Consider the following 26,899-nt stretch of genomic DNA (forward strand, 5'->3'; position numbering starts at 1 on the left):
CACTCGCACGAACCTCTTGCACGAACCTGCTTGACCTGACCGCGGTGCCGGGGAGGATCCGGTTCACCGCCTGAGTCCTGGAGAAGGCGAGGACTTGAGCATGGGATCCACTTCCGCAGACAGCCATGGTGACGACGGTGTCGGACGCCGCGATCTGATCAAGCGGTCCGCCGCGCTCGGACTGGCCGCCGTTCCCGCGACCGGTTTTCTGTCCGCCTGCGCGAGCGGCGGCGGCGACGATTCGAGTGACGACGGCACCAAGGGCGCCACCTCGAAGGAGAACCCGTTCGGCGCGGCGAAGGGCAGCAAGCTCGACGTCGTGATCTTCAAGGGCGGCTACGGCGACGACTACGCCAAGGCGTGGGAGGCCGACTTCCAGAAGAAGCTCGGCATCACCTCCACCCACACCGGCACCCAGGAGATCACCGGAAAGCTCCAGCCGCGCTTCAACGCGGGCAACCCGCCGGACATCGTGGACGACTCCGGCGCCCAGCAGATCAAGGTCGACGTCCTCTACAAGAACGGTCAGCTGCTCGACCTCGCCGAGGTCCTGGACGCGCCCGCGATCGACGACCCGAGCAAGAAGGTCAGCGACCTGATCATCCCGGGGACCCTCGACGCGGGTCTCCAGGGCGGCAAGGTCGTCGCCCTCAACTACATCTACACCGTCTGGGGCCTGTGGTACTCCGGCAAGCTCTTCAAGGAGAAGGGCTGGGAGGAGCCCAAGACCTGGGACGACTTCCTCGCCGTCTGCCAGGACGCCAAGAAGCAGGGCATCGGCGGCCTCGCCCACCAGGGCAAGTACCCGTACTACATCAACGTCGCCATCATGGACCTGATCGCCAAGAAGGGCGGTCTGGACGCCATGAAGGCGATCGACAACCTCGACCCGAAGGCCTTCGTCGGCTCGGACGCGGCCCAGGCCGGTGTCGAGGCGATCTACGAGGTGGTGGAGAAGGGCCTGTTGATGCCCGGCACCAACGGCCTGACCCACACCGAGTCCCAGACCCGCTGGAACCAGTACAAGGCCGCCTTCATCACCTGCGGTTCCTGGCTGGAGAACGAGCAGCTCAAGCAGACCCCGGCGGACTTCGACATGAAGTTCATGCCGATGCCGCTGCTGCCCGACAGCGCGCTGCCCTTCACGGCGATCCGGGCCGGCTCCGGCGAGCCCTTCATCATCCCGGCCAAGGCCAAGAACCTGGCGGGCGCGAAGGAGTTCATGCGGCACATGCTCTCCAAGGAGTGGTCGACGCTCTTCGCCAAGGAGGCCAACTCCCTCACCATCCTCAAGGACGGTGTCGACCCGAGCGTGAAGCTGCGCCCCGGCACCCAGTCCACCGTCGAGGCCTCGAAGGCAGCCGGCGACGACACCTTCCGTTACCTGTACACCGAGTGGTACAGCGAGATGGGAGCGGCCATCGAGGCCGCGTCCAACGAGCTGATGGCCAAGCGCATCCAGCCGAAGGAGTGGCTCAAGCGGGCCCAGGCCGCGGTCGACAAGCAGGCCAAGGACCCGGCCTCCAAGAAGAACCACCGGGACTGACCGCACCGCCGTTTCCCGGGCCGGAGCACTCCGGCCCGGGAAAGGACCCCAGGGGCAGGAATCGCCAATGCACAAAGGGCAGTACAGGTTCGTCGCGGGATTTCTCCTCGCACCCGTGTCGCTCTACCTGATCTTCGTGATCTGGCCTTACATCCAGACGATCGGCTATTCGCTGACCGACTGGAAGGGGCAGTCGCAGACGTTCAAGTTCATCGGCCTGGACAACTACAAGGCGCTGTTCCAGGACGACGTCTTCATGCAGGCCATCTGGCACAACATCCTGTTCCTGATCTTCATCCCGGTGATCACCATTCTGCTCGCGCTGTTCTTCGCGTTCATGCTGAACGCGGGAGGCCGCAGCAGGGCCGGCGGGGTGCGGGGAGTCGCCGGATCGCAGGTCTACAAAATCGTCTACTTCTTTCCCCAGGTGCTGTCGCTGGCCATCGTCGCCGTGCTGTTCAACGCGGTGTACCGCAGTGACGGCGGCGGTCTCCTCAACGGATTCCTGATCAAACTCGGCCTGGTCGACGCCGAGAATCCGATGGAATGGCTCAACGAGCCCAACCTGGTGCTGTGGATGCTGGTCATCGCCGTGGTGTGGCACGGGGTCGGCTTCTACCTCGTGCTGTTCTCGGCTGCCATGCAGTCCATCCCGAGGGACATCTACGAGGCCGCGCTCATCGACGGCGCGGGCCGCAACCAGTCCTTCTTCCGCATCACCCTGCCGCTGCTGTGGGACACCGTGCAGACCGCCTGGGTCTATCTGGGCATCGTCGCGATGGACATGTTCGTGCTGGTGTCGTCGATGACCCAGAACATGGGCGCCTACGGCGGCGGTCCCGACCATCACAGCGATGTGATGTCGACGGTGATGATGCGCAACTTCCAGTACTTCGGCAAGAGCGGATACGCCTGCGCGATGGGCGTCGTCATGCTGCTGCTCACCCTGGTCCTGTCCGTGGTCATGCTGCGTGCCACCCGCCGCGACCGCGTCGAGTTCTGAGCGGGAGAGATACGACGATGAGCGCACCCATCAAGGAGACCGCCGCCGTCCCGGCGCAGCGGACCACGGGCACGGCCCCGGCCCGCCCCGGCAGCGAGCGCAGCGAGGGCGTCGTCCTGAACGCCTTCTCGCACGGCTTCCTCGCGCTGTGGGCCCTGCTGATCGTGCTGCCCCTGCTGTGGCTGGTGCTGAGCTCCTTCAAGACCGACGCCCAGATCGGCGGTTCGGCCTTCGGCTGGCCTCAGCACTGGTCCCTCGGTGTCTTCGGACGGGCCTGGGACAAGGGCATCGGCGACTACTTCCTGAACACCGTCATCGTGCTGGTCTTCTCGGTGCCGTTGACGATGCTGCTGGGTTCCATGGCCGCCTACGTCCTGGCCCGCTACCAGTTCTGGGGCAACAGGTTCCTGTACTTCTTCTTCGTCGCGGGCGCGATGTTCCCGGTGTTCCTGGCCCTGGTCCCGCTGTTCTTCATGGTCAAGCGGCTGGACATGCTGAACACCTACCAGGGGCTGATCCTGGTGTACGTCGCCTACTCGATGCCGTTCACGGTGTTCTTCATGCACGCGTTCTTCCGGACGCTGCCCACGGCCGTGTTCGAGGCCGCGGTGCTCGACGGCGCCTCGCACACCCGGACCTTCTTCCAGGTCATGCTGCCGATGGCGAAGCCGGGGCTGATCAGTGTCGGCATCTTCAACACGCTCGGCCAGTGGAACCAGTTCATCCTGCCCACGGTGCTGATGCAGCCGCAGAGCGGTGACGATCCGGAGCGCTATGTGCTCACCCAGGGCCTGATCCAGCTCCAGCAGCAGATGGGGTACGCCTCGGACCTGCCGGTGCTCTTCGCCGGGGTGACCATCGCGATGATCCCCATGCTGGTGGTGTACCTGTCGTTCCAGCGCCAGGTGCAGGCGGGCCTGACGTCGGCGACCTTGAAGTAGCTCTCGGCGATCGCACGGAAGCGCACTGTCCCCGGTTCCGGTGACGGTGCGCTGAGGTGTGCGCTACACCCCGGATACTGTTCAACCTCTTGACGGGAGGCGACCCTAACGGCTCAGCTTAGAGTTCACTAGTTGGACATAGACGGGGCCTCATCGCTGCGGTCCCGCGCGCAGGAGGTCGTCGTGGAGACTCCGGGGTCGCAGTCGTCGCTGCACCGAGCCAACCTGGAGCGGGTCGTCCGGGCCGTCCGGCTGGCCGGGTCGCTCACGCAGGCGGAGATCGCGCGGACCACGGGTCTGTCCGCCGCGACCGTCTCCAACATCGTCCGCGAGCTCAAGGACGGCGGAACCGTCGAGGTCACGCCCACGTCGGCGGGTGGCCGGCGGGCCCGCGCGGTCTCCCTGAGCGGAGACGCCGGCATCGTCATAGGGGTGGACTTCGGGCACACCCATTTGCGCGTCGCAGTCGGGAACCTCGCCCATCAGGTGCTCGCCGAGGAGTCCGAGCCGCTGGACGTGGACGCCTCCTCCACTCAAGGCTTCGACCGGGCGGAACAGCTGGTCAACCGGCTGATCGAGGCGACCGGTGTGGACCGTACGAAGATCGCCGGGGTGGGCCTCGGCGTCCCTGGCCCGATCGACCTGGAATCCGGCTCCCTGGGCTCCTCGGCCATCCTGCCGGGCTGGATCGGCACCAAGCCCGCGGAGGAGCTCCAGGGGCGCCTCGGCGTGCCTGTGCACGTGGACAACGACGCGAACCTCGGTGCCCTCGGCGAACTCGTCTGGGGCAGTGGCCGGGGGGTTCGCGACCTGGCGTACATCAAGGTCGCGAGCGGTGTGGGCGCCGGACTGGTGATCAGCGGCAAGATCTACCGGGGCCCGGGTGGCACAGCGGGAGAAATCGGGCATATTACTCTTGATGAGTCCGGCCCCGTCTGCCGTTGCGGCAACCGTGGCTGCCTGGAGACCTTTGCGGCCGCGCGCTATGTGCTCCCGCTGCTCCAGTCCAGCCACGGCACCGATCTCACCATGGAAGGCGTTGTTCGACTCGCACGGGACGGAGACCCTGGCTGCCGTCGGGTGATCGCCGACGTCGGCCGACACATCGGCAGTGGAGTCGCCAATCTCTGCAACTTGCTGAACCCGAGCCGAGTCGTCCTGGGCGGTGATCTCGCCGAGGCCGGTGAGCTGGTGCTCGGTCCGATCAGGGAGTCCGTCGGTCGCTATGCGATCCCCAGTGCGGCTCGTCAACTGTCCGTACTTCCGGGGGCACTTGGCGGTCGTGCCGAGGTGCTCGGAGCACTTGCTCTCGCCCTCAGCGAGATGGGTGATTCGACCCTTTTGGACAGCACGCTGCACGCAGCGACACCTGCCTTCACTTAGAGAACGCAAGACGTCGTTGCCATCTCGTTAAGTATTTACTTCTTGACGTCGCACGTGCGGCCGAGTTGACTTCCAGCCACCTCGGCCGCAACGACGCGGCCTCGTCAGGGAGGTTTCTCAAGTGAACACGCTCATGCGTCGTGTGGCCGTATCCGTCGCGATCTCGGCGCTCGCCGTCTCGGCCGCGGCCTGTGGCAAGGCCGGCGACGACGACAACGGCAGTGACAGCAGCAGCTCCGGCTCCGGCGGCAAGTCGATCGGCCTGCTCCTGCCCGACAACGTCACCGCGCGGTACGAGAAGTTCGACAAGCCGTACTTCGAGGACAAGGTCAAGGAGCTGTGCAGCGACTGCACCGTGTCCTACGCCAACGCCGCGGCCGACCCGGCCAAGCAGGCCCAGCAGATGAGCAGCATGGTCACCAAGGGCGTCAAGGTGATCGTGGTGTCGGCGCAGGACTCCGCCGCCATCAAGTCCTCCATCGCCTCCGCGGTGAGCAAGGGCGTCAAGGTCGTCGCGTACGACCGTCTGGCCCAGGGCCCGGTCTCCGCGTACGTCTCCTTCGACAACGTCAAGGTCGGCGAGCTCCAGGGTCAGGCCCTGCTCGACGCCCTCGGCTCCAAGGCGACCCCCAGCGCGAACGTCGTCATGATCAACGGTGACGACGCCGACCCGAACGCCGGTCAGTTCAAGGAGGGCGCGCACAAGGTCCTCGACGGCAAGGTCAAGATCGCCTACGAGCAGTCCGGCCTGTGGAAGGACACCGTCGCCGCGCAGAAGATGTCCGCGGCCATCACCCAGCTGGGCGCCAAGAAGATCGCGGGCGTCTACGCCGCCAACGACGGCATGGCCGGTGGTATCGCCAACACCCTCAAGGGTGCGGGCATCAGCACCATCCCGCTGACCGGTCAGGACGCCGAGCTCGCCGCCATCCAGCGGATCGTCGCCGGCACCCAGTCCGCCACGGTCTACAAGGCCTACAAGCCGGAGGCCGACACCGCCGCCGAGCTCGCGGTCAACCTGCTCCAGGGCAAGGACATCAAGTCCCTCGCCGACACCGAGGTCACCAGCGGTTCCGGCGACAAGGTCCAGGCGAAGCTCCTGACCCCGGTCTCGGTCACCGTGAAGAACATCAAGGACACGGTCGTCAAGGACGGTCTCTACACCGTCGCCCAGATCTGCACCGCCGACTACGCCGCCGCGTGCAAGAAGGCCGGCCTTCAGTAAGAGCCGCTGAGCCCCGGGGCGCGTCCTTCGACGGATCCGCCCCGAGGCAGGCACCAAGCCTGTCCGGCGCCCGCACCGCCTTCATACCCCGCTGCGGGGCGGGCGCCGGACGGAAGCATGGCGGACGCAGCCGTTGCCAAGAGGCATCGGCCGCGCGCATGTTCGACTAGTAAATCCGTGCTTACGGCACAACTCGTCAGTCGAGTGCTACGAGCCTGAGTGCCACGAGCGCAACCCCTCCGCGCCTTACCCCAAGCGCGGCATCCCCGCCGGTCAGGCGGCGAAGGAGATGGTTCACGTGTCCGCTACGCCCGTGCTGGCGTTGCGCGGAGTCTCCAAGCGATTCGGTGCGGTGCAGGCCCTCACCGATGTCGAACTGGAGGTCCACGCCGGAGAAGTGGTCGCCCTGGTCGGCGACAACGGCGCCGGAAAGTCCACGCTGGTCAAGACGATCGCCGGTGTTCACCCCATCGATGAGGGCGTCATCGAGTGGGACGGCAAGCCGGTCAGCATCAACAAGCCGCACGACGCCCAGGGACTCGGCGTCGCGACGGTCTACCAGGACCTCGCCCTGTGCGACAACCTCGACGTGGTAGGCAACCTCTACCTCGGACGTGAGCTGCTGCGCCGCGGCATCATCGACGAGGTCTCGATGGAGCAGAAGGCCCGCGAGCTGCTGAGCACGCTCTCCATCCGCATCCCGAGTGTGCGCATCCCGATCGCGAGTCTGTCCGGCGGTCAGCGCCAGGTCGTCGCCATCGCGCGCGCCCTGATCGGCGACCCCAAGGTCGTCATCCTGGACGAGCCCACGGCCGCCCTCGGTGTCGAGCAGACCGCGCAGGTCCTCGACCTCGTCGAGCGACTGCGCGAGCGCAACCTCGGCGTCATCCTCATCAGCCACAACATGGCCGACGTGAAGGCCGTCGCCGACACCGTCGCCGTGCTGCGTCTGGGCAGGAACAACGGTTCCTTCTCGGTGAAGGACACCAGTCAGGAAGAGATCATCTCCGCGATCACGGGTGCCACGGACAATGCCGTGACCCGTCGTGCGGGGCGTCGCAGCACGGAGGCCGCGAAGTGAGCGACACATCCAAGGTTTCCAAGGCGGACGCCGCGTCCGAGGGACAGGCCACCGTGGCCCCCGCCGACGACCCCACCGCCGCGTCGATCGCCGTCGTCGACCCCCGGCTGCTGGTCCGCGAGGAAGGCCTCAAGGGCTACTGGACCGAGTTCACGCGCAAGGTCAAGGGCGGTGAGCTGGGCTCGCTGCCGGTGGTGATCGGCCTGATCATCATCTGGACGATCTTCCAGCTCCAGAACGACCGCTTCCTGAGCGCCGACAACCTCTCGAACATCAGCTACTACCTCTCGGCCACCGGCATGCTCGCCATCGGCCTGGTGTTCGTCCTGCTGCTCGGCGAGATCGACCTGTCGGTCGGTTCGGTCAGCGGTCTGGCGTCGACCCTGTTCGCGGTCTACGTCGTGGAACACGGCATGAACGCCTGGCTGGCGTTGCTCCTGGCGGTCATCACCGGTATCGCCGTCGGTGCGCTGCAGGGCTGGTTCTTCGCCAAGATCGGAGTGCCGGCGTTCGTCGTCACCCTGGCCGGCTTCCTCGGCTGGAACGGTCTGATGCTGTGGCTGCTGGGCTCCAGCGGCACCATCAACATCCCGTCCGACTCGGGTCCGGTCCACCTGCTCGGCCAGAACTCGTTCTTCATGGACCAGGCCATCATCGGCGCCTACCTGCTGGCCGGTCTCGGTGTCGTCCTGACCCTCGTGGGCAACTTCGGGGAGCAGCGGCGCCGCAAGGCCGCCGGTGTCCCCTTCCGGCCGACCGGCGAGATCCTGGTGCGCGTCGGCGCCCTCGCGGTGGCGTCCTTCCTGACGGCCGCCGTGCTGAACGACGCCGCCGGTGTCTCCAACGCGCTGGTCATCTTCCTGGCGGCGCTGGTGATCGTGGACTTCGTGCTGCGCCGTACGACGTACGGCCGCAAGGTCTTCGCGGTCGGCGGCGGCATCGAGGCGGCCCGTCGTGCCGGTATCAACGTGCCGATCATCCGGATCACCGTCTTCGCCATCTCCGGCGGCTTCGCGGCGATCGGCGGTATGTTCTTCGCCGGTCAGACCGCCAGCGCCACGCTGAGCGCCGGCGGCGGCAACACGCTGATGCTCGCCATCGCGGCGGCCGTCATCGGTGGTACCTCGCTGTTCGGCGGACGCGGCTCGGTGTGGTCGGCGCTGCTGGGCATGCTGGTGATCCAGTCGATCCAGACGGGTCTGGACCTGCTGAACATGAACCAGTCGATCCAGTACATGATCACCGGTGGTGTTCTGCTCGGCGCGGTCGTCATCGACTCGGTGTCCCGTAAGTCTCAGAAGGCCGCGGGTCGCGGATAACACCGCAGGGGAGCGCCCCTCCCGGTCGACGGTCCTGCCCGGCACCCACAAGGTGCCGGGCAGGACCGTTGTCGTAGAACATTAGACTCGACTCACCCGGCAAGCTCGATCAGCTCTAACGCAAGGAGGCACGGGTGCCGCTGCTGACCCGTATCAGGGGACCGCGCGATCTGGACCGGCTCAGCCTCGAGGAGCTGGACCAGCTGGCGGAGGAGATCAGGAGCTTCCTCGTCGGCGCAGTCTCCAAGACCGGCGGCCACCTCGGCCCCAACCTCGGTGTGGTCGAGCTGACCATCGCGCTGCACCGGGTCTTCGACTCGCCCAAGGACCGGGTGCTCTTCGACACCGGCCACCAGTCCTATGTGCACAAGCTGCTCACCGGGCGGCAGGACTTCTCGAAGCTGCGCTCCAAGGGCGGCCTGTCCGGCTACCCCTCGCGCGCCGAGTCCGAGCACGACGTCATCGAGAACAGCCACGCCTCCACGGTGCTCGGCTGGGCCGACGGACTCGCGAAGGCCAACCAGGTGCTCGAACGCGACGACCACGTCGTCGCCGTGATCGGTGACGGTGCCCTGACCGGCGGTATGGCCTGGGAGGCGCTGAACAACATCGCCGACGCCAAGGACCGGCCGCTGGTCATCGTCGTCAACGACAACGAGCGCTCCTACGCGCCGACCATCGGCGGCCTCGCCAACCACCTGGCGACCCTGCGCACCACCGACGGCTACGAGCGCTTCCTGGCCCGCGGCAAGGACCTCCTGGAGCGCACCCCGGTCGTCGGCCGGCCCCTCTACGAGACCCTGCACGGCGCCAAGAAGGGCCTCAAGGACTTCATCGCGCCCCAGGGCATGTTCGAGGACCTCGGCCTGAAGTACGTCGGCCCCATCGACGGCCACGACATCGAGGCCCTGGAGTCGGCGCTGGCCCGCGCCAAGCGCTTCGGCGGCCCGGTCATCGTGCACTGCCTCACCGAGAAGGGCCGCGGCTACGAGCCCGCCGAGCAGGACGAGGCCGACCGCTTCCACGGCATCGGCCCCATCCACCCGGACACCGGCCTGCCCATCAAGGCCTCCGCCGCCAGCTGGACCTCCGTCTTCGGCGACGAGATGGTCAAGCTGGGCCGCGAGCGCAAGGACATCGTCGCCATCACCGCGGCCATGCTCCAGCCGGTCGGCCTGAAGAAGTTCGCGGACACCTTCCCGGAGCGGATCTACGACGTCGGCATCGCCGAGCAGCACGCGGCCGTGTCCGCCGCCGGCCTCGCGACCGGCGGGCTGCACCCCGTCTTCGCCGTCTACGCCACCTTCCTCAACCGCGCCTTCGACCAGGTCCTCATGGACGTCGCCCTGCACAAGTGCGGCGTGACCTTCGTGCTCGACCGGGCCGGCGTCACCGGTGACGACGGGGCCTCGCACAACGGCATGTGGGACATGTCGATGCTCCAGGTCATCCCGACGCTCCGGCTCGCCGCCCCGCGCGACGCCGAGCAGCTGCGCGCCCAGCTCCGCGAGGCCGTCCAGGTCGACGACGCGCCGACCGTGCTGCGCTACTCCAAGGGCGTGGTCGGCCCCGCCGTACCCGCCGTGGGCACCGTGGGAGGCATGGACGTCCTGCGCGAGCCGGAGACGGACACGCCCGACGTGCTCCTCGTCTCCGTCGGCGCCCTGGCCCCCATGTGCCTGGAGATCGCCGGTCTGCTGAACAAGCAGGGCATCTCCACCACCGTCGTCGACCCGCGCTGGGTCAAGCCCGTCGACGAGGCCATGGCCCCGCTCGCGGAGCGGCACCGCGTGGTCGTCACCGTCGAGGACAACAGCCGCGTCGGCGGCGTCGGCTCGGCGATCGCGCAGGCCCTGCGCGACGCGGGCGTGGACGTCCCGCTGCGCGACTTCGGCATCCCGCCGCGCTTCCTCGACCACGCCTCGCGCGCCGAGATCATGGCGGAGATCGGGCTGACCGCGCCCGACATCGCCCGCCAGGTCACAGGCCTCGTCTCGAAGCTCGACGGCCGCTACGACAGCGCCCCGGCCGAGGCGCAGCCCGCCCGCGACTGACGCCTGCGGACTCGGCCGAACGGGCCGGTCGCACCACTCTTGACAGTGGTGTGACCGGCCCGTTCGCGTGAATCCCCCCGCGCCGGGGCATACGACCTACGCCCCCTCTCGATCATGTCGAGGACGACACAGCGTGGGAGGTACCCGTGAGCAGCACCCTCTTCCGGACGAAGAAGGTCGAGCAGTCCATCCTCGATACCGAGGAGCCAGAGCACGCGCTCAAGAAGTCCTTGTCCGCGCTGGATCTGACCGTCTTCGGCGTCGGTGTCATCATCGGCACCGGCATCTTCGTCCTGACCGGCACCGTCGCCAAGAACAACGCCGGCCCGGCGGTCGCCCTGGCCTTCGTCGTGGCCGGCGTCGTCTGCGCGCTCGCCGCGCTCTGCTACGCCGAGTTCGCCTCCACCGTCCCGGTGGCCGGATCGGCCTACACCTTCGCGTACGCCTCACTCGGCGAACTGCCCGCCTGGATCATCGGCTGGGACCTGGTCCTGGAGTTCGCGCTGGGCACGGCGGTGGTGTCCGTCGGCTGGTCCGGCTACATCGCCTCGCTGCTGGACAACGCGGGCTGGCATCTGCCGGCCGCGCTGGGCAGCCGCGACGGGGCCGACGGCTTCGGCTTCGACATCCTCGCCGCCGCGCTCGTCCTGGTGCTGACCGCCATCCTCGTGCTCGGCACCAAGCTCTCCGCGCGCGTGACCTCGGTCGTCGTCGCCATCAAGGTGACGGTCGTGCTGACCGTGATCATCGCGGGCGCCTTCTTCGTCAACGGCGACCACTACGACCCGTTCATCCCGAAGGCGCAGGAGGTACCGGCAGGTGACAGTCTCCAGTCGCCGCTGATCCAGCTGATGTTCGGCTGGGCGCCCTCCAACTTCGGCGTGATGGGCATCTTCACCGCCGCCTCCGTCGTCTTCTTCGCCTTCATCGGCTTCGACGTCGTCGCCACGGCCGCCGAGGAGACCAGGAACCCGCAGCGCGACATGCCCCGCGGCATCCTCGGCTCCCTCCTCATCTGCACGACCCTCTACGTGGCCGTGTCGATCGTCGTGACGGGCATGCAGAAGTACACGGACCTGTCCATCACGGCCCCGCTCGCGGACGCCTTCAAGGCGACCGGCCACCCCTGGTTCGCGGGCTTCATCAGCTTCGGCGCCGCGGTCGGCCTGACGACCGTCTGCATGATCCTGCTGCTGGGCCAGACCCGGGTGTTCTTCGCGATGAGCCGTGACGGACTGCTGCCCACGTTCTTCTCCCACGTCCACCCGAAGTTCCGGACCCCGCACCGCCCGACCATCCTGCTCGGCGTGATCATCGCGATCGTCGCCGGCTTCACGCCCCTGAGCGAACTCGCCGAACTGGTCAACATCGGCACCCTGTTCGCCTTCGTGGTCGTCGCCATCGGCGTGATCATCCTCCGCAAGTCCCGCCCCGACCTGCCGCGGGCCTTCCGCACCCCCTGGGTGCCGTTCATCCCGATCCTGTCGGTGGCGGCCTCTCTCTGGCTGATGCTCAACCTGCCGGCCGAGACCTGGCTGCGGTTCGCGATCTGGATGGTCATCGGCTTCGCCGTGTACTTCCTCTACGGCCGTGGCCACAGCCGTCTCGGACAGCGCATGGCAGCGACGGCCGACAGCGGCGGCAGCGCCGGCAACAGGGAGTAACACAAACGTTCCACCTCTCCGGCCCCGTATGTCCTGCTCACCCGGGAGATACGGGGCCGGATAGCGTGCCGCTCATGCCCGCAGAGCTGCTGCTCCCGTCACCCTCCGTACCCGGTTCCCGTACGGCGTACTGGAGCCGGCTGCTGCCCCCGCTCGCGGCCCTGGCCTGCGTGACGCGGATCCCGTCCTTCACCCGCCCCCTGTGGAACCCGGACGAGGGTTATCTCGCCGTGCAGGCACGGCTGCTGGCGCAGGGCGGCGAGCTCTACGAGACGGTCGTCGACCGCAAGCCGCCGCTCGTACCGTGGCTGTACGAGGCCACGTTCGCGGTGACCGGCTCCGGCACGCTGGCCGGCGTGCGGGTCCTGGCCCTCCTGGCCCACCTCCTCACCGCGGCCCTGCTGGCCTCCCTGGCCCGCCACCGCTGGGGCGACCGGTCCGGCACCACCGCCGGTGTGCTGTATCTGCTGATCTCCGTGGGCCTGAACCCCGAGGACGCGCAGGCCGCGACCTTCGAGGCCTTCGTGCTGCCCTGCACGGCGGCGGCGATGTGGTGCGCGGACCGACGGCGCTGGGGCGCGGCGGGCACGGCGGTCGCGTGCGCCTTCCTCACCAAGCAGACGGGCGGGGCGGTGCTGCTGCCGGTGCTGTGGCTGTACGTCGCCTCGGGCGCCCGGCGTGGCGGCCTCGGGCGGCTGGTCGCGGGGGCGGTGCTGCCGGTGCTGGGCGCCGCGCTGGCCACGGATCCGGTCGGCTTCGTGTTCTGGACGGTGACGGGCTCGGGCGCGTACGCGACCCTGACCGGCTCCGAACTCCACGTGCTGGCAAGGGGATCGGTCAACACCGCGATCGTGTCGGTGGCCTGCGCGGGCCTGATCGCCCCGGTCGCCAGGGCCCGGCGCGCACCGACGGCCGACCTGTGGCTGTGGCTGCTCGCATCGGCGGGAGGGGTCCTGCTCGGCCTGCACTTCTTCGGCCACTACTACCTCCCCCTCCTGCCGCCGGTCGCGCTCCTGGCCACGGCGGCGCTCCGCGTGCTGCCGTACGACCGCACGGTCACGGCGGTGTTCACGTCGGCCTGCGCGTGCGTGCTGTTCCTGACGTGGGGTGTGCTGGCCCCGCGAACGGACCTCGATCACGCCCGCCGGGTCGCGCAGGCCGTGTCGTCCCGCACGGCGCCGGGCGATGCGGTACTGGTCTGGGGGATACACCCGGAGACGTACTGGCTCGCCGACCGCGCGCCGGCGACCCGCTATCTGACGGCGGGTCTCCTCACGAACTACAGCGGGGGCCGGGACGGGGGGCGGGTGGGGGAGAGGTACGCGGTACGGGGTGCCTGGACGGTGTTCCGGCGGGAGGCGGTCTCGGCGGCACTGGTGGTGGACGACTCCCGGGGCAAGCCGTACGGGCCGGAACGGGTGCGGGGCCTACGGCGGTTGCTTTCGGCGGGGTACGAGGCGGTGGGGACGGTGGATGGGGCTGTGCTGTACGTGCGGCGGGGGTAGGGGTGCGTTGTCGGGCGCGGGCCGGTGGGGGCTGGTCGCGCAGTTCCCCGCGCCCCTGGGTGGGTGCAGTTGAGGCCCGCCTGGGATGCACCCACCCGCTTGGCGACCAGCCACGACGAACCCGTAGGCGCTCACCGGCAGGCGGCAGCACATCTCACGGACGAACCGTGCGAGGCCCCGCCACCTCCGCCCCCAACTCCCCGACTCTGCGCCGAAGTTCGCGATCCGCGGTCACCACCAGCACCGGCCGCTCACCCGCCCCCGCGACCAGCTCCACCATGTGGTCGTCCCCGCTCCCCGGAGCCGACTCCACCCGCACCCCCGGCACGGAGGACACCCCTCGCGCCGCCCCCTCCACCACCAGCACGATCTCCACAGGGTCGTCCCGCCCCGGCACGCCGTCCGCGGCCAGTCGGTCCCGCAGCCGCTCCGCCGCTCCCCGTCGGTCCCGCCACCACCCGTCCGGCACCGAGCCGACGACGTTCGCGGCATCCACGACGACCAAGAGCACGTCACTCATGCCCTCAGCGTCCCACGCCCGGCCCACCCGAGGACGGCGTTGACCGCCAGATTAAAGTGGACCCGTGTCAATGGTCCGTACAGTGAACGGCGACTGGCTCATCCGCGCCCGCGACGGCCGACTCGGCGTCTACGCCACTCGCGACGACGCCGTGTGGTGCCGGGCGGAGCGCCGCCCTGGCGGCGACACCTGGCTGCCCTGGCGCAAGGTCGGCGGTGACCAGCGTCTGCACCCCGGACTCGGGGTGGGACACGGCGCCGACGGCTACGCACACCTCGTCTCCTGGCGGCCCACCAAGGCCCAGGAGGCCGGCCTGGTGCACTCCACGCACTTCCGCGCCCATCTCGCCGCCCTCGACTGGGCCCCGGTCGGCCACCCGGACAAGGCCGGCGCGCGCACCGGCCCACCCGCCGTGGCCGTCGACGCGGAGGGCCGGGCCCATGTCTTCGTCCGCGACCGTGGTGACAGCGTGCGCGCGCTCATCCAGAAGGAGCGCGGCGGCTGGAACGCCTGGGCCGACCTCGGCGGGACCGGCGTGCACGAGCAACTGACGGCGGTGACAGGGGAGTCGGGCCGCATCGAGCTGTTCGGTACCGATGCCGACGGCGTTCTGCGCTGGCTCCAGACGGAGGCGGGCGTGCCTCCCGTCCCGGCCGACCCGCTGCCGGTGCCCGTCGAGCCGGGCACGCTCAGCGCGCTGCCCACCTCCAAGGAACACATCACCCTGTTCTTCGCGGACCCCGAGGGCATGCTCTATGCCTGGCGTCCGGACACCGAGCCCACCCCTTTGCTGGCGGCGGCCGGGCCCGGCCCCGCGGCCCTGCTGCGCTGCACCCTGGAGGGCCACGACTGCACGCTGCTCGCCCAGCGTTCGGCGTCCGGCCGGGTCGCCTTCGCCGCCTGTCCGGCGGAGCAGGAGTCGGCGGGCCTGTGGTGGACGGAGTCCGGACCGCAGCTGCCGGCGGACACGGCCGTCGCCCTCGCCGAGGACGCGGACGGCCGTGTCGTCGCCGCGACGGTGACCCCCGACGGGGAGCTGAGGGTCGCCCGGCAGAAGGACGAGCCGGGACTGGCCCTGGCGGCCTGGCGGGAGGTCTGAGCGCCCACCCGTCCGGTCCACGGTGAACGACGGAGGGCCCCCGCCGCAGCGGAGGCCCTCGTCACCTGCCGGGGGGTTACGCCGGAACCGACGCCAGGCCCGGAGCCAGGAACTTCTTGCCGTTCACGCGCTCGGAGACACCCTCGCGGTCCAGGTAAGGCGTGATGCCGCCCAGGTGGAAGGGCCAGCCGGCGCCCGTGATCAGGCAGAGGTCGATGTCCTGGGCCTCGGCGACGACACCCTCGTCGAGCATGAGCCCGATCTCCTGGGCGACGGCGTCCAGGACGCGGTCACGGACCTGCTCCTCGGACAGGACGACATCGCCCTGCTTGAGGAGCGCGGCGACCTCGGGGTCCAGCTCCGGCTTGCCGGAGTCGTAGACGTAGAAGCCGCGCTTGCCCGCCTTGACGACGGCCGCGAGGTTCGGGGAGACCGTGAAGCGGTCCGGGAAGGCCCGGTTGAGGGTCTCCGAGACGTGCAGACCGATCGCGGGACCGACCAGCTCCAGGAGGACCAGCGGGGACATCGGCAGGCCCAGGGGCTCCACCGCCTTCTCCGCCACGGCCACCGGGGTGCCCTCGTCGATGACGTTCTGGATCTCGCCCATGAAGCGGGTGAGGATGCGGTTCACGACGAACGCCGGGGCGTCCTTCACGAGCACCGCGGTCTTCTTCAGCTTCTTGGCCACCGCGAAGGCGGTCGCGAGCGAGGCGTCGTCGGTCTGCTCGCCGCGGACGATCTCCAGCAGCGGCAGGATCGCGACCGGGTTGAAGAAGTGGAAGCCGACGACCCGCTCGGGGTTCTTCAGCTTCGACGCCATCTCCGAGACGGAGAGCGAGGAGGTGTTGGTGGCGAGGATCGCGTGCGCCGGGGCGACCGCCTCGACCTCCGCGAACACCTGCTGCTTGACGCCGATCTCCTCGAACACGGCCTCGATGATGAAGTCCGCGTCGGAGAAGCCCTCCGCCTTGTCCAGCACACCGGTGACCAGGGCCTTGAGGCGGTTGGCCTTGTCCTGGTTGATACGGCCCTTGCCGAGCAGCTTCTCGATCTCGGCGTGGACGTAGCCCACACCCTTGTCGACGCGCTCCTGGTCGATGTCCGTGAGGACGACCGGGACCTCCAGGCGGCGCAGGAAGAGCAGCGCGAGCTGGGAGGCCATCAGACCGGCGCCGACGACACCGACCTTGGTGACCGGACGGGCCAGGTTCTTGTCCGGGGCGCCCGCGGGACGCTTGCCGCGCTTCTGCACCAGGTTGAACGCGTAGATGCCGGAGCGCAGTTCGCCACCCATGATCAGGTCGGCGAGGGCCTGGTCCTCGGCGTCGTAGCCCTGCTGGAGGTCGCCGTTCTTGGCGGCCTCGATGATGTCCAGGGCGCGGTAGGCGGCCGGAGCGGCCCCGTGCACCTTGGAGTCCGCGACGAAGCGGCCCTTGGCGACGGCCTGGTCCCAGGCCTCACCGCGGTCGATCGCCGGGCGCTCGATGACGATCTCGCCCTTGAGGACGGACGCCGTCCACAGCAGGGACTGCTCCAGGAAGTCCGCGCCCTCGAACAGCGCGTCGGCGATGCCCAGTTCGTAGACCTGGGCGCCCTTGAGCTGCTTGTTCTGGTTGAGGCTGTTCTCGATGATGACCGAGACGGCCTTCTCGGCGCCGATCAGGTTCGGCAGCAGCGTGCAGCCGCCCCAGCCGGGGACCAGACCGAGGAAGACCTCGGGGAGCGAGAAGGCGGGCAGGGCCGCGGAGACCGTGCGGTACTGGCAGTGCAGACCGACCTCGACGCCACCGCCCATCGCCGCGCCGTTGTAGTACGCGAAGGTCGGCACCGCGATGCCCGCGAGACGCTTGAAGACCTCGTGGCCGCCCTTGCCGATGGCCAGCGCGTCCTTGTGCTCCTTGAGCAGCTCGACGCCCTTGAGGTCGGCGCCGACGGCGAAGATGAACGGCTTGCCGGTGATGCCCACACCGACGATCTCGCCGGCCGACGCCTCCTTCTCGACCTGGTCGATGGCGGTGTTCAGGTTCGCCAGCGAGGCCGGGCCGAAGGTGGTCGGCTTGGTGTGGTCGAAGCCGTTGTCCAGCGTGATGAGCGCGAAACGGCCCGCGTTGAACGGCAGGTCCAGGTGACGTACGTGCGCCTGGGTGACGACCTCGTCCGGGAACAGCTCGGCCGCACCCTTCAAAAGCTCCGTGGTGCTCACTTGCTGCCTCCGGCGTCCTTGTGGTTCGGGTTCTCCCAGATGACCGTCGCGCCCATGCCGAAGCCGACGCACATGGTGGTCAGGCCGTAGCGGACCTCGGGCTGCTCCTCGAACTGACGGGCCAGCTGCGTCATCAGACGCACACCCGAGGAGGCCAGCGGGTGGCCGAAGGCGATGGCGCCGCCGTACTGGTTGACGCGCTCGTCGTCGTCCGCGATGCCGTAGTGCTCCAGGAACGCCAGGACCTGGACCGCGAAGGCCTCGTTGACCTCGAACAGGCCGATGTCGGAGATCGACAGACCCGCCTGCGCGAGCGCCTTCTCGGTGGCCGGGATCGGGCCGTAGCCCATGACCTCCGGCTCCACGCCCGCGAAGGAGTAGGAGACCAGTCGCATCTTGACGGGGAGGTCGTTCTCCCGCGCGAAGTCCTCGGAGGCGATCAGCGAGGCGGTGGCGCCGTCGTTCAGACCGGCCGCGTTACCGGCGGTGACCCGGCCGTGCACGCGGAACGGGGTCTTGAGGCCGGAGAGGTTCTCCAGCGTGGTGCCCGGGCGCATCGGCTCGTCGGCGGTGACCAGGCCCCAGCCCGTCTCACCGGCCTCCGGGTTGGTGCGGCGCACCGAGATCGGGACCAGGTCGGCCTGGATCTTGCCGTTGGCGTACGCCTTGGCGGCCTTCTCCTGGGAGCGCACGGCGTACTCGTCGGCGCGCTGCTTGGTGATCGTCGGGTACCGGTCGTGCAGGTTCTCGGCGGTCATGCCCATGAACAGGGCGGACTCGTCGACGAGCTTCTCGCTCACGAACCGCGGGTTCGGGTCCACGCCCTCGCCCATGGGGTGGCGGCCCATGTGCTCGACACCACCGGCGACGGCGATGTCGTAGGCACCGAAGGCGACCGAACCGGCCACCGAGGTGACGGCGGTCAGCGCGCCGGCGCACATGCGGTCGATGGAGTAGCCCGGGACGGACTGCGGGAGACCGGCGAGGATCCCGGCCGTACGGCCGATGGTGAGCCCCTGGTCACCGATCTGCGTGGTCGCGGCGATGGCGACCTCGTCGATCTTCTTCGGGTCCAGACCCGGGTTGCGGCGCAGCAGCTCCCGGATCGCCTTCACGACGAGGTCGTCGGCGCGGGTCTCGTGGTAGATGCCCTTCGGGCCCGCCTTGCCGAACGGGGTGCGGACGCCGTCGACGAAGACGACGTCCCTGACGGTACGAGGCACGATGGCTCTCCTCCAGATGCGGGATCTGCACTGCTGCGATGCGCTGAGCGCGCGCTCAGAACCCATGCTACTTATGAGTAACGTGACTGCACACCCCTGGAGGCGGGAGCGGCGAAGGTCACATCGCGGGAGGCGCCGTGGAGCCCCTGGGTGTCAGCACCGGAGTGGGCACGGGGTGCGACCCCGGGCCCTCCCCGGTGATTACTCCGAACAGCGTACGAGCCGCTTCGGCGCCGAATCCGTGCACGTCATGGCTCATCGCGGAGAGCGTGGGGTGGGTGAGCCGGCACAGCTGCGAGTCGTCCCAGGCGAGCAGCGAGACATCGCGCGGGACGTGCAGCCCCATCTCCGCCGCGACCGACAGCCCGGCCACCGCCATGATGTCGTTGTCGTAGACGATCGCGGTCGGCCGGTCGCTCGGCGGGGCGGTCAGCAGGGACCGGGTGGCCCGCCCCCCGGCCTCTCCCGAGTAGTCGGTGGTCACCTGCCAGGCCCCCGCGAGACCGAGCGCCCGCGCCGCGTCGTCGAACGCGGCCGTCCGCATCGCGGTGTGCCCGAGCGCCGCCGCACCCCCCACCCGGGCGATCCGCCGGTGTCCCAGCGCCGCCAGGTACCGCACGGCCTCCGTCACGGCGGTGGCGTCGTCGGTCCACACGGAGGGCAGGCCGCCGGTGAAGGACGGATGCCCCACGGCCACCACCGGCAGCCCCAGCCGCTCGGCCGCCGCGACGCGCGGATCGTCGGCCCGGAAGTCGACCAGGATCGAGCCCCCGACCTGCCGGCCCCGCCACCACGACTCCTGGAGCCCGACCTCCTCCTCCACGTTCCGCACGAGCCGCAGCAGCAGCGAGCAGCTGCGCTCGATCAGCACGCTCTCCACGCCCGAGACGAACTCCATGTAGAAGGGTTCGAGCCCCAGCAGCCGGGCCGGCCGGCAGATCGCGAGCCCCACCACGTCCACCCGCGACCCGGCCAGGGTCCGTGCCGTGAGGTTCGGCGCCCAGCCCAGTTCCCGCGCGGCCCGGAAGATCCGGTCCCGGGTCGTCTCCGACAGCCCCGGCTTGTGGTTGAAGGCGAGCGACACGGCCCCCTTGGACACCCCGGCGCGCGCGGCGACGTCCTTGATGGTGACGCGGGGGGCCGGCTGGGCTGTCATCGGCTGGGCTCCAGGAAGTACAGGGCGGACCGGGCGGCGTCCGCGTCAGGAGTCTCCCAGCCCCGCACCCCGATGGTCACCCGCTCCCCGGGCAGCAGGGTGAGGAGCCCGCGATCCGCCCTCGCGTCCGGGTGCAGACGGTCGGCCTGCAACAGCAGATCCCGTACGAGGGTGCGAGCCGTCACGGTGACGGCACCCGGCGCCACGGTGACGTCGAACTCCGCTCGGGGGTACGGGATTTCACGATCGGGTGCGGGAAAGTGCAGGGCGCGCAGGCCGTCGACGTCCACGACGAGGAACTCCTTGGGCCCGACCGGCTCCAGCTCCCTCGGTACGTCGACGTGGGCCACCGCGCGCCTCTCGGTGCCGAAGTCCACCCCGGTCTCGCCGAGCACCTCGCCGTCCACCGACATCCGCCGCAGCCGCAGCACCCCGGCCCACGGGTCACCCGCCTGGTTGACGGCCGCCAGCACCAGCCCCTGCGCACGCTCCTGAACCGTCAGCAACCGGTCCGCGTACAGCCGCCGCAGCTCGTGGTACAGCGGCTTCTCCCGCCCGTCCCCGTCCACCGCCGCCCAACTCGTCACCGGCCAGCAGTCGTTGAGCTGCCACAGCACCGTCCCCGCGCACACCGGCCAGCGCGAGCGCCAGTGCTCGATCCCGGCGGCCACCGCCCGCGCCTGGTTGACCTGCATGAGGTAGTGCCAGCGGTCGAAGTCCCCCTCGGGAAAGGCGAAATGACGTTCCAGGCCCCGCCGCAGCTTGCCGTTCCCGTCGTCCGCCTTCTGGTGGTGCAGCACCCCGGGCGAGTCCGCCGCGAGTTCCTCCCCGGGCAGCGCACGCGCGAGCGTGGCGTACGCGGGCGGTGCCTGCCAGCCGAACTCGGCCACGAACCGCGGGACGTCGTCGCGGTACCCGGCGTAGTCGAGACGGTTCCACACCTCCCACGAGTGGTGCGTCCCGTGCGCCGGGTCGTTCGGGTGATGCGCCCACGACCCGGACCAGGGACTGCCCGCCGTGTACGGCCTCGTGGGGTCCGACTCGGCCACCACCCGCGGCAGTACGCCCAGGTAGTACCCCTCGCCCCAGGAGTCCCCGGCCAGCCGCGCCTCCCAGTCCCAGTCCCGGAAACCCCACAGGTTCTCGTTGTTGCCGTTCCACAGCACGAGCGAGGGATGCGGCATCAGCCGTACGACGTTCTCCCGGGCCTCCGCCTCCACCTCGCCCCTGAGGGGCTGCTCCTCCGGATAGGCCGCGCACGCGAACGGGAAGTCCTGCCAGACCAGCAGCCCCAACTCGTCGCAGGCGTCGTAGAAGTCCTCGCTCTCGTAGATTCCCCCGCCCCAGATCCGTACGAGGTCGACGCCGGCCTCGGCCGCCTGCCCGAGCCGCTCCCGGTACCGCTCACGGGTGATCCGGGAGGGGAACACATCGTCCGGGATCCAGTTCACGCCCCGCGCGAAGAGCCGTTCGCCGTTGAGGACGAACGTGAACCCCGAGCCGTGCTCATCGGCCGACCGGTCCAGCTCGACGGTCCTGAACCCCACCCTGCGCCGCCACACGTCCAGCGGGCGGTCCTCGTGCAGCAGCGTCAACTCCACCTCGTACAGCGGCTGTTCGCCGTACCCGCGCGGCCACCACAGCCGCACGTCCGGCACCCGCAGCCGTACCGTCCCCGAGGTGCCGTCGAGCGCGGCGCGCACCCGCACTCCGCCCACGGTGGCCTCCACCGTCAGCGGCGCCTCGACCCTGGCCCGCTCCACCTCGACCGCCAACTCGACGACGCCCACGCCCTGTTCGACGGTCACCAGCGGCCGCACCCAGGCGATCCGGGCCGTCGACCACCGCTCCAGACGGACCGGCCGCCAGATCCCGGCCGTCACCAGCGTGGGCCCCCAGTCCCAGCCGAACGAGCAGGCCATCTTGCGGAGGTACTGGTACGGCTCGGCATACGCGGCGGGCCGCTCGCCCAGCTTCCCCCGCACCGCCTCGGCCTCGGCGTACGCGGACACGAACCGCACCGTGAGCCGCCCGGACATCCCGGTCACGTCGAAGCGGTACGAGCGGTGCATGTTCCTTGTCCGGCCCAGGAGCCGGCCGTCGAGCAGGACCTCGGCCACGGTGTCCAGACCGTCGAAGACGAGGTCGGTCTGCTCATGCCCGTTCACGGGCGCGAGGTCTCTCTCGTAGGTCCACTCCCGCCGCCCCACCCACGCGAGGTCGCTCTCGTTGCGCCCGAGGAAGGGATCCGGGATCAGCCCCGCCGCCAGCAGGTCGGTGTGCACACAGCCCGGCACCACGGCCGGCAGCGCGCCCCCCTCGTGCCGCAGGATCCATCCGTCGGTGAGCGGTGTGGCCTGAAGCATGTACGCACTCCCTAAACCGATCAAGTCCAGTGTTTCGAAAGCTTTTCGGCATCGTTGGCGCGATAGGGACTTTACCGGTTAAGAAAACGTTGTCAGAGTACCGAACCAGCCAACCCGCTCGTGCTCGTCCGTCCCGTGAACGGAGCTGATGCACATGAACCGCCGTACAGTCCTGGCCCTGACCGTGGGAGCCGCCCTGCTGATCCCGGGGTGCACCGGCACCGGAGGCTCGTCGAAGGGGGCCGACGCCAAGGCTCCTGACGACCCGTCGAAGGTCACCGGGACCATCAAGGTCCTCACCGTCCGCACCGACCTCGTGCAGGACGGCACGATGAAGAAGTACGCCGCCGAGTTCAACAAGACCTATCCCAAGGTCAAGGTCGAGTTCGAGGCCCTCACGAACTACGAGGCCGAGGTCAAGATCCGGATGAACACCGAGAACTACGGTGACGTCCTGCTGATCCCCGCGGTCATCAAGAAGGCCGACTACCCCCGGTTCTTCGCCTCGCTGGGTACCGCGGCCGAGCGCGGCAAGAAGTACCGGTTCACCGACTACACCACCGTCGACGGCAAGGTCTACGGCCAGAGCCCGATCGGCGTGGCCCCGGGGTTCGTCTACAACAAGCGGATCTGGAAGGAGGCCGGGGTCACCGAATGGCCCACCACCCCGGCCGAGTTCATCGCCGACCTCAAGGCCATCAAGGCGAGGACCGACGCGATCCCGTACTACACGAACTTCGCGGCCGGCTGGACGCTCACCTCGTGGACGTACGTCGACGGCGCCGTCCACTGCGACCCGCAGGCCACCACGAAGCTGGCCGAGGGCGACCCGTGGGCGAACGGCGCCGACCTGCGCGTCGGCGACACCCTGCTCCACGACATCGTGAAGGCCGGCCTGGTCGAGAAGGACCCCACGACCAGCAACTGGGAGGAGTCCAAGCCCCGTACCGCCAAGGGCGAGATCGCCACGCAGTGGCTCGGCACCTGGGCGATCGTGCAGTTCCGGGACGCGGCCAAGAAGGCCGGCGTGAACCCGGACGACATCGGCTTCATGCCCTTCCCGTCCCAGACGGACGGCAAGTTCTGCGCGACCGTCGCCCCCGACTACAACCAGGCCGTCAACGTCCACTCCCAGTACAAGGAGGCCGCCCGCGCCTGGATCGACTGGTTCACCGACAAGTCGACGTACGGGCAGGACAACCTGGCGATCTCACCGCTGAAGAACGCCGCCATGCCCGAGGTCCTCAAGCCGTACGAGGAGCAGGGCGTGAAGCTCATCGAGGTCGACGACGCCAAGGGCGCCCGGGTCAAGCAGATCGACAGCGACTCGGAGGTGGGCATCTACGCCCCCGAGTACCGCCAGAACCTCGTCGACCTCGCCCGCGGAGCCCGCAAGGGCAACCTCGAAGGCTTCCTCGACGACCTCGGCAAGCGCTGGACGGAAGCCCAGAAGAACCTGGGGTCCTGATGACGGACACCACACAGAAGGCGGCCGTGGAGGTGACCCCGGCCGCCCCCGTCCCGGCGCCCGCCTCGCGCCGGACCCGTACGTGGCGGGGCGTCACCCCCTGGCTGTTCCTGATCGCCCCGCTCGCCCTGCTGATCACCTTCACCTACGCGCCGATCGTCAACATGCTCGCGTACAGCTTCACCGACTGGGACGGCGTCAGCCCGGTGCTGCACTACACGGGCGCCGAGAACTACCAGGAGGTCTTCACCCGCCCCGACCTCTTCGAGGTCTTCTGGGTCAGCGGCTACTACCTCGCGGCCTCCGCGGTCCAGATCGTCCTCGCGCTCTACTTCGCCACGGTCCTGAGCTTCGACGTCCGCTTCCGGAACTTCTTCAAGGGCGTGCTCTTCTTCCCGTACCTGATCAACGGGGTCGCCATCGGGTTCGTGTTCCTCTACTTCTTCCAGGACGGCGGCACCCTCGACTCGGTGCTGAGTCTGTTCGGCGTGCACACCGACCACGCCTGGCTCGGCACCCCGGCCTCCGCGAACACCTCGCTGGCCGGCGTCTCCGTCTGGCGCTACCTGGGCCTGAACTTCGTGCTCTTCCTGGGCGCGATCCAGTCCATCCCGGGGGAGCTGTACGAGGCCGCGGAGCTGGACGGCGCGGGCCGCTGGAACCAGTTCCGCTACATCATCGCGCCGGGCATCAAACCGGTCCTGACGCTGACGGTGATCCTCTCGATCTCCGGCTCGCTCTCGGTCTTCGAGATCCCGTACATCATGACCGGCGGCGCGACCGGCACCGAGACCTTCGTGATCCAGACGGTCAACCTGGCCTTCCGCTTCAACAAGACGGGCCTGGCCTCGGCGGCCGCCGTCGTCCTCCTGCTGATCATCCTGCTGGTGACCTGGGTGCAGCGCCGCCTGGTCCCCGACGACAAGGTGGACCTCGTATGACCCGCCGTACGATCTCCCGCGCCCTGGTCCACCTGTCGCTGGTCGCCGCGACCGCGGTCGTCCTGCTGCCGCTCGTCGTCGTCCTGCTCACCTCCCTCAAGTCGGAGAAGGAGATGGCGAACACGAGCGGGGCCCTGGACCTCCCGGACGACCCGCTGAACCTCCACAACTACGTGGCGGCCTTCCAGGACGGCGGGATGCTCTCCGCCTTCACCAACACGGCGATCATCCTGCTGGTGTCGGTGGGCGGCACGGTCCTCATCGGCTCGATGACCGCCTACGCCATCGACCGCTTCACCTTCCGCTTCAAGAAGCTGGTGGTGGCACTCTTCCTGACGGCCGCGCTGGTCCCCGGCGTCACCACCCAGGTGGCGACCTTCCAGATCGTCAACAGCTTCGGCATGTTCGACTCCCTGTGGGCGCCGATCGTCCTCTACATGGGCACGGACATCGTCTCGATCTACATCTTCCTGCAGTTCGTCCGCTCGATCCCGATCTCCCTGGACGAATCGGCCCGCCTGGACGGCGCCAACGCCTTCACGATCTACCGGAAGATCATTTTCCCGCTGCTGAAGCCGGCGACGGCGACCGTGGTGATCGTGAAGGGCATCACGGTCTACAACGACTTCTACATTCCCTTCCTCTACATGCCCTCGGAAGATCTTGGCGTGATCTCGACGTCGCTGTTCCGCTTCAAGGGCCCGTACGCGGCCCACTGGGAGGTGATCTCGGCGGGAGCGGTCCTGGTCATCCTTCCGACCTTGATCGTGTTCCTGTCCTTGCAGCGCTTCATCTACAACGGCTTCATGAGAGGCGCGACCAGGTGACCCCCCCCAGGGCGCGACCAGTCACGACGACCGACCCGCAGTCGCCGTGCCGCACGCAGCCCGCGGCGACTAGGCGGACAGCGCGGCGACCAGCACCGGCGTGACCTGCTCCACCTGCCACGCCCGAGCCCCGTACCCGGCCAACGCCGCTCCCACCGACTCCGCACTGACCACACCCGGCGGCTCCCAGCAAACCCGCCGCACCGTGTCCGGAGTGATCAGGTTCTCCTGAGGCATGTTCAGCGTCTCGGCCAACGCGGACACCGCCGCCCGAGCCGCGGACAGCCGAGCCGCGGCCTCGGGATCCTTGTCGGCCCAGGCGCGCGGCGGCGGCGGTCCCGTCACCGACTGCCCGGGCTGCGGCAGCTGGGCCTCGGGAAGGGCCCTGGCCCGGTCGACGGCGGCCTGCCACTGTTCCAGCTGCCGCCGTCCCGTCCGGTGCCCGAACCCGTTCAGCGCGGCCAGCGCGTGCACGTTGACCGGCAGGGACAGCGCGGCCTCGACGATCGCCGCGTCGGACAGCACCTTGCCCGGCGACACGTCCCGGCGCTGGGCGATCCGGTCCCGGGCCTCCCACAGCTCGCGCACGACGGCCAGCTGTCGGCGCCGCCGTACCTTGTGCATCCCGGAGGTCCGGCGCCAGGGGTCCTTGCGCGGCTCGGCCGGCGGGGCGGAGGCGATCGCGTCGAACTCCTGAAGGGCCCACTCCAGCTTCCCCTGCCGGTCGAGCTCCTTCTCCAGCGCGTCCCGCAGGTCGACGAGGAGTTCCACGTCGAGGGCGGCGTAGCGCAGCCATGGCTCGGGCAGCGGACGGGTCGACCAGTCGACGGCCGAGTGCCCCTTCTCCAGGACGAAGCCGAGCACTCCCTCGACCATCGCGCCGAGCCCGACCCGGGGGAACCCGGCGATCCGCCCGGCCAGCTCGGTGTCGAAGAGGCGCGAGGGGATCATGCCTATCTCGCGCAGACACGGAAGATCCTGGGTGGCGGCGTGCAGCACCCACTCCACCCCGGAGAGCGCCTCGCCGAGACCGGAGAGGTCGGGACAGGCCACGGGGTCGATCAGGGCGGTCCCCGCTCCCTCGCGGCGCAGCTGCACGAGATAGGCGCGCTGTCCGTAGCGGTAGCCGGACGCCCGCTCGGCGTCGACGGCGACGGGGCCGGAGCCGGCGGCGAACGCGGCGATCATCCCGGCGAGCGCGTCCTCGTCGGCGATCACGGGCGGAATGCCCTCGCGCGGCTCCAGCAGAGGGATCGGAGCCTCCGCGACAGAAGATCCGCCATCGTCCGGAGGGGCGCCTCCGGTGGTTCGCAGTGAAATGTCTGCTGCGGTCTCTTGGGCGTCGGTCACATGTCAAGGGTATCTGTGTATGGAC

General features: G+C 69.2%; 20 protein-coding genes. 14 read left to right on the forward strand and 6 right to left on the reverse strand.

What is annotated here, in order from left to right:
* The first annotated feature begins 100 nt into the window (after window positions 1-100).
* The 10 genes from ngcE to AQI94_RS25485 all read left to right on the forward strand — a co-directional run bounded on the left by ngcE (window position 101) and on the right by AQI94_RS25485 (window position 13,721).
* A complete protein-coding gene (gene ngcE / locus AQI94_RS25440; protein ID WP_031041162.1) occupies window positions 101-1,546 on the forward strand; it encodes an N-acetylglucosamine/diacetylchitobiose ABC transporter substrate-binding protein in 1,446 nt (481 codons plus the stop codon).
* 67 nt (window positions 1,547-1,613) lie between these two features.
* Window positions 1,614-2,549 (forward strand): carbohydrate ABC transporter permease, encoded by a 936-nt coding sequence (locus AQI94_RS25445; RefSeq protein ID WP_031041165.1) that lies wholly within the window; start codon window positions 1,614-1,616, stop codon window positions 2,547-2,549.
* A 17-nt stretch (window positions 2,550-2,566) separates the two neighbouring features.
* On the forward strand, window positions 2,567-3,490 hold the full coding sequence (locus AQI94_RS25450; RefSeq protein ID WP_031041167.1) for a carbohydrate ABC transporter permease: 924 nt from the start codon (window positions 2,567-2,569) through the stop codon (window positions 3,488-3,490).
* Window positions 3,491-3,673: 183 nt separating this feature from the next.
* Window positions 3,674-4,873, forward strand: coding sequence for an ROK family transcriptional regulator (locus tag AQI94_RS25455; protein ID WP_031041169.1), 1,200 nt, complete (start codon window positions 3,674-3,676; stop codon window positions 4,871-4,873).
* Window positions 4,874-5,006: 133 nt separating this feature from the next.
* Complete coding sequence (locus AQI94_RS25460; protein ID WP_031041171.1) at window positions 5,007-6,098, forward strand: sugar ABC transporter substrate-binding protein; 1,092 nt, start codon at window positions 5,007-5,009, stop codon at window positions 6,096-6,098.
* Between the two features lie 289 nt (window positions 6,099-6,387).
* Window positions 6,388-7,179, forward strand: a complete 792-nt coding sequence (locus AQI94_RS25465) for an ATP-binding cassette domain-containing protein (RefSeq protein WP_031041173.1) — start codon at window positions 6,388-6,390, stop codon at window positions 7,177-7,179.
* Window positions 7,176-8,498 (forward strand): sugar ABC transporter permease, encoded by a 1,323-nt coding sequence (locus AQI94_RS25470; protein ID WP_031041176.1) that lies wholly within the window; start codon window positions 7,176-7,178, stop codon window positions 8,496-8,498. Before AQI94_RS25465 ends, AQI94_RS25470 begins: the two co-directional genes overlap by 4 nt.
* A gap of 134 nt (window positions 8,499-8,632) precedes the next feature.
* Window positions 8,633-10,552, forward strand: coding sequence for a 1-deoxy-D-xylulose-5-phosphate synthase (gene dxs / locus AQI94_RS25475; RefSeq protein ID WP_031041179.1), 1,920 nt, complete (start codon window positions 8,633-8,635; stop codon window positions 10,550-10,552).
* 146 nt (window positions 10,553-10,698) lie between these two features.
* Complete coding sequence (locus tag AQI94_RS25480; RefSeq protein ID WP_031041182.1) at window positions 10,699-12,216, forward strand: amino acid permease; 1,518 nt, start codon at window positions 10,699-10,701, stop codon at window positions 12,214-12,216.
* Window positions 12,217-12,290: 74 nt separating this feature from the next.
* Window positions 12,291-13,721: an ArnT family glycosyltransferase gene (locus AQI94_RS25485; protein ID WP_062229944.1), complete on the forward strand. Its 1,431-nt coding sequence runs from the start codon at window positions 12,291-12,293 to the stop codon at window positions 13,719-13,721.
* A gap of 154 nt (window positions 13,722-13,875) precedes the next feature.
* On the opposite strand, the gene AQI94_RS25490 is transcribed toward AQI94_RS25485, so the two are convergent.
* Window positions 13,876-14,241 carry a PIN domain-containing protein gene (locus AQI94_RS25490; protein WP_031044863.1) on the reverse strand — a complete coding sequence of 122 codons (366 nt, stop codon included), beginning with the start codon at window positions 14,239-14,241 and terminating at the stop codon, window positions 13,876-13,878.
* A gap of 70 nt (window positions 14,242-14,311) precedes the next feature.
* On the opposite strand from AQI94_RS25490, the gene AQI94_RS25495 reads away from it, so the two are divergent.
* Window positions 14,312-15,340 (forward strand): hypothetical protein, encoded by a 1,029-nt coding sequence (locus tag AQI94_RS25495; RefSeq protein WP_078902718.1) that lies wholly within the window; start codon window positions 14,312-14,314, stop codon window positions 15,338-15,340.
* Window positions 15,341-15,416: 76 nt separating this feature from the next.
* Here the strand turns inward: AQI94_RS25495 and AQI94_RS25500 are convergent, their stop codons facing one another.
* The 4 genes from AQI94_RS25500 to AQI94_RS25515 all read right to left on the reverse strand — a co-directional run bounded on the left by AQI94_RS25500 (window position 15,417) and on the right by AQI94_RS25515 (window position 22,288).
* Entirely contained in the window at window positions 15,417-17,543 is a 2,127-nt protein-coding gene (locus AQI94_RS25500) for a 3-hydroxyacyl-CoA dehydrogenase NAD-binding domain-containing protein (RefSeq protein WP_031044867.1), read from the reverse strand.
* Complete coding sequence (locus tag AQI94_RS25505) at window positions 17,540-18,766, reverse strand: thiolase family protein (protein WP_031044870.1); 1,227 nt, start codon at window positions 18,764-18,766, stop codon at window positions 17,540-17,542. Before AQI94_RS25505 ends, AQI94_RS25500 begins: the two co-directional genes overlap by 4 nt.
* A 118-nt stretch (window positions 18,767-18,884) precedes the next feature.
* Window positions 18,885-19,922, reverse strand: coding sequence for a LacI family DNA-binding transcriptional regulator (locus AQI94_RS25510; RefSeq protein WP_031044873.1), 1,038 nt, complete (start codon window positions 19,920-19,922; stop codon window positions 18,885-18,887).
* Entirely contained in the window at window positions 19,919-22,288 is a 2,370-nt protein-coding gene (locus AQI94_RS25515; RefSeq protein WP_031044874.1) for a glycoside hydrolase family 2 protein, read from the reverse strand. Before AQI94_RS25515 ends, AQI94_RS25510 begins: the two co-directional genes overlap by 4 nt.
* Before the next feature lie 154 nt (window positions 22,289-22,442).
* On the opposite strand from AQI94_RS25515, the gene AQI94_RS25520 reads away from it, so the two are divergent.
* From AQI94_RS25520 to AQI94_RS25530, 3 genes are read left to right on the forward strand one after another with little or no spacing between them, the layout of a single operon-like run.
* The gene (locus tag AQI94_RS25520; RefSeq protein ID WP_031044877.1) at window positions 22,443-23,756 is read left to right on the forward strand and encodes an ABC transporter substrate-binding protein; all 1,314 of its coding nucleotides are present in this window, start codon (window positions 22,443-22,445) and stop codon (window positions 23,754-23,756) included.
* Entirely contained in the window at window positions 23,756-24,697 is a 942-nt protein-coding gene (locus AQI94_RS25525) for a carbohydrate ABC transporter permease (protein ID WP_031044880.1), read from the forward strand. The genes AQI94_RS25520 and AQI94_RS25525 overlap by 1 nt, the downstream gene beginning before the upstream one ends.
* Window positions 24,694-25,524, forward strand: a complete 831-nt coding sequence (locus AQI94_RS25530) for a carbohydrate ABC transporter permease (RefSeq protein WP_031044882.1) — start codon at window positions 24,694-24,696, stop codon at window positions 25,522-25,524. The genes AQI94_RS25525 and AQI94_RS25530 overlap by 4 nt, the downstream gene beginning before the upstream one ends.
* 69 nt (window positions 25,525-25,593) lie before the next feature.
* Here AQI94_RS25530 and AQI94_RS25535 read toward each other — a convergent pair whose 3' ends face one another.
* Window positions 25,594-26,874 carry a ribonuclease D gene (locus AQI94_RS25535; protein ID WP_078902719.1) on the reverse strand — a complete coding sequence of 427 codons (1,281 nt, stop codon included), beginning with the start codon at window positions 26,872-26,874 and terminating at the stop codon, window positions 25,594-25,596.
* Window positions 26,875-26,899: the final 25 nt, after the last annotated feature.

Source organism: Streptomyces pseudovenezuelae (assembly GCF_001513955.1).
In the GTDB taxonomy this organism is placed as follows: domain Bacteria; phylum Actinomycetota; class Actinomycetes; order Streptomycetales; family Streptomycetaceae; genus Streptomyces; species Streptomyces pseudovenezuelae.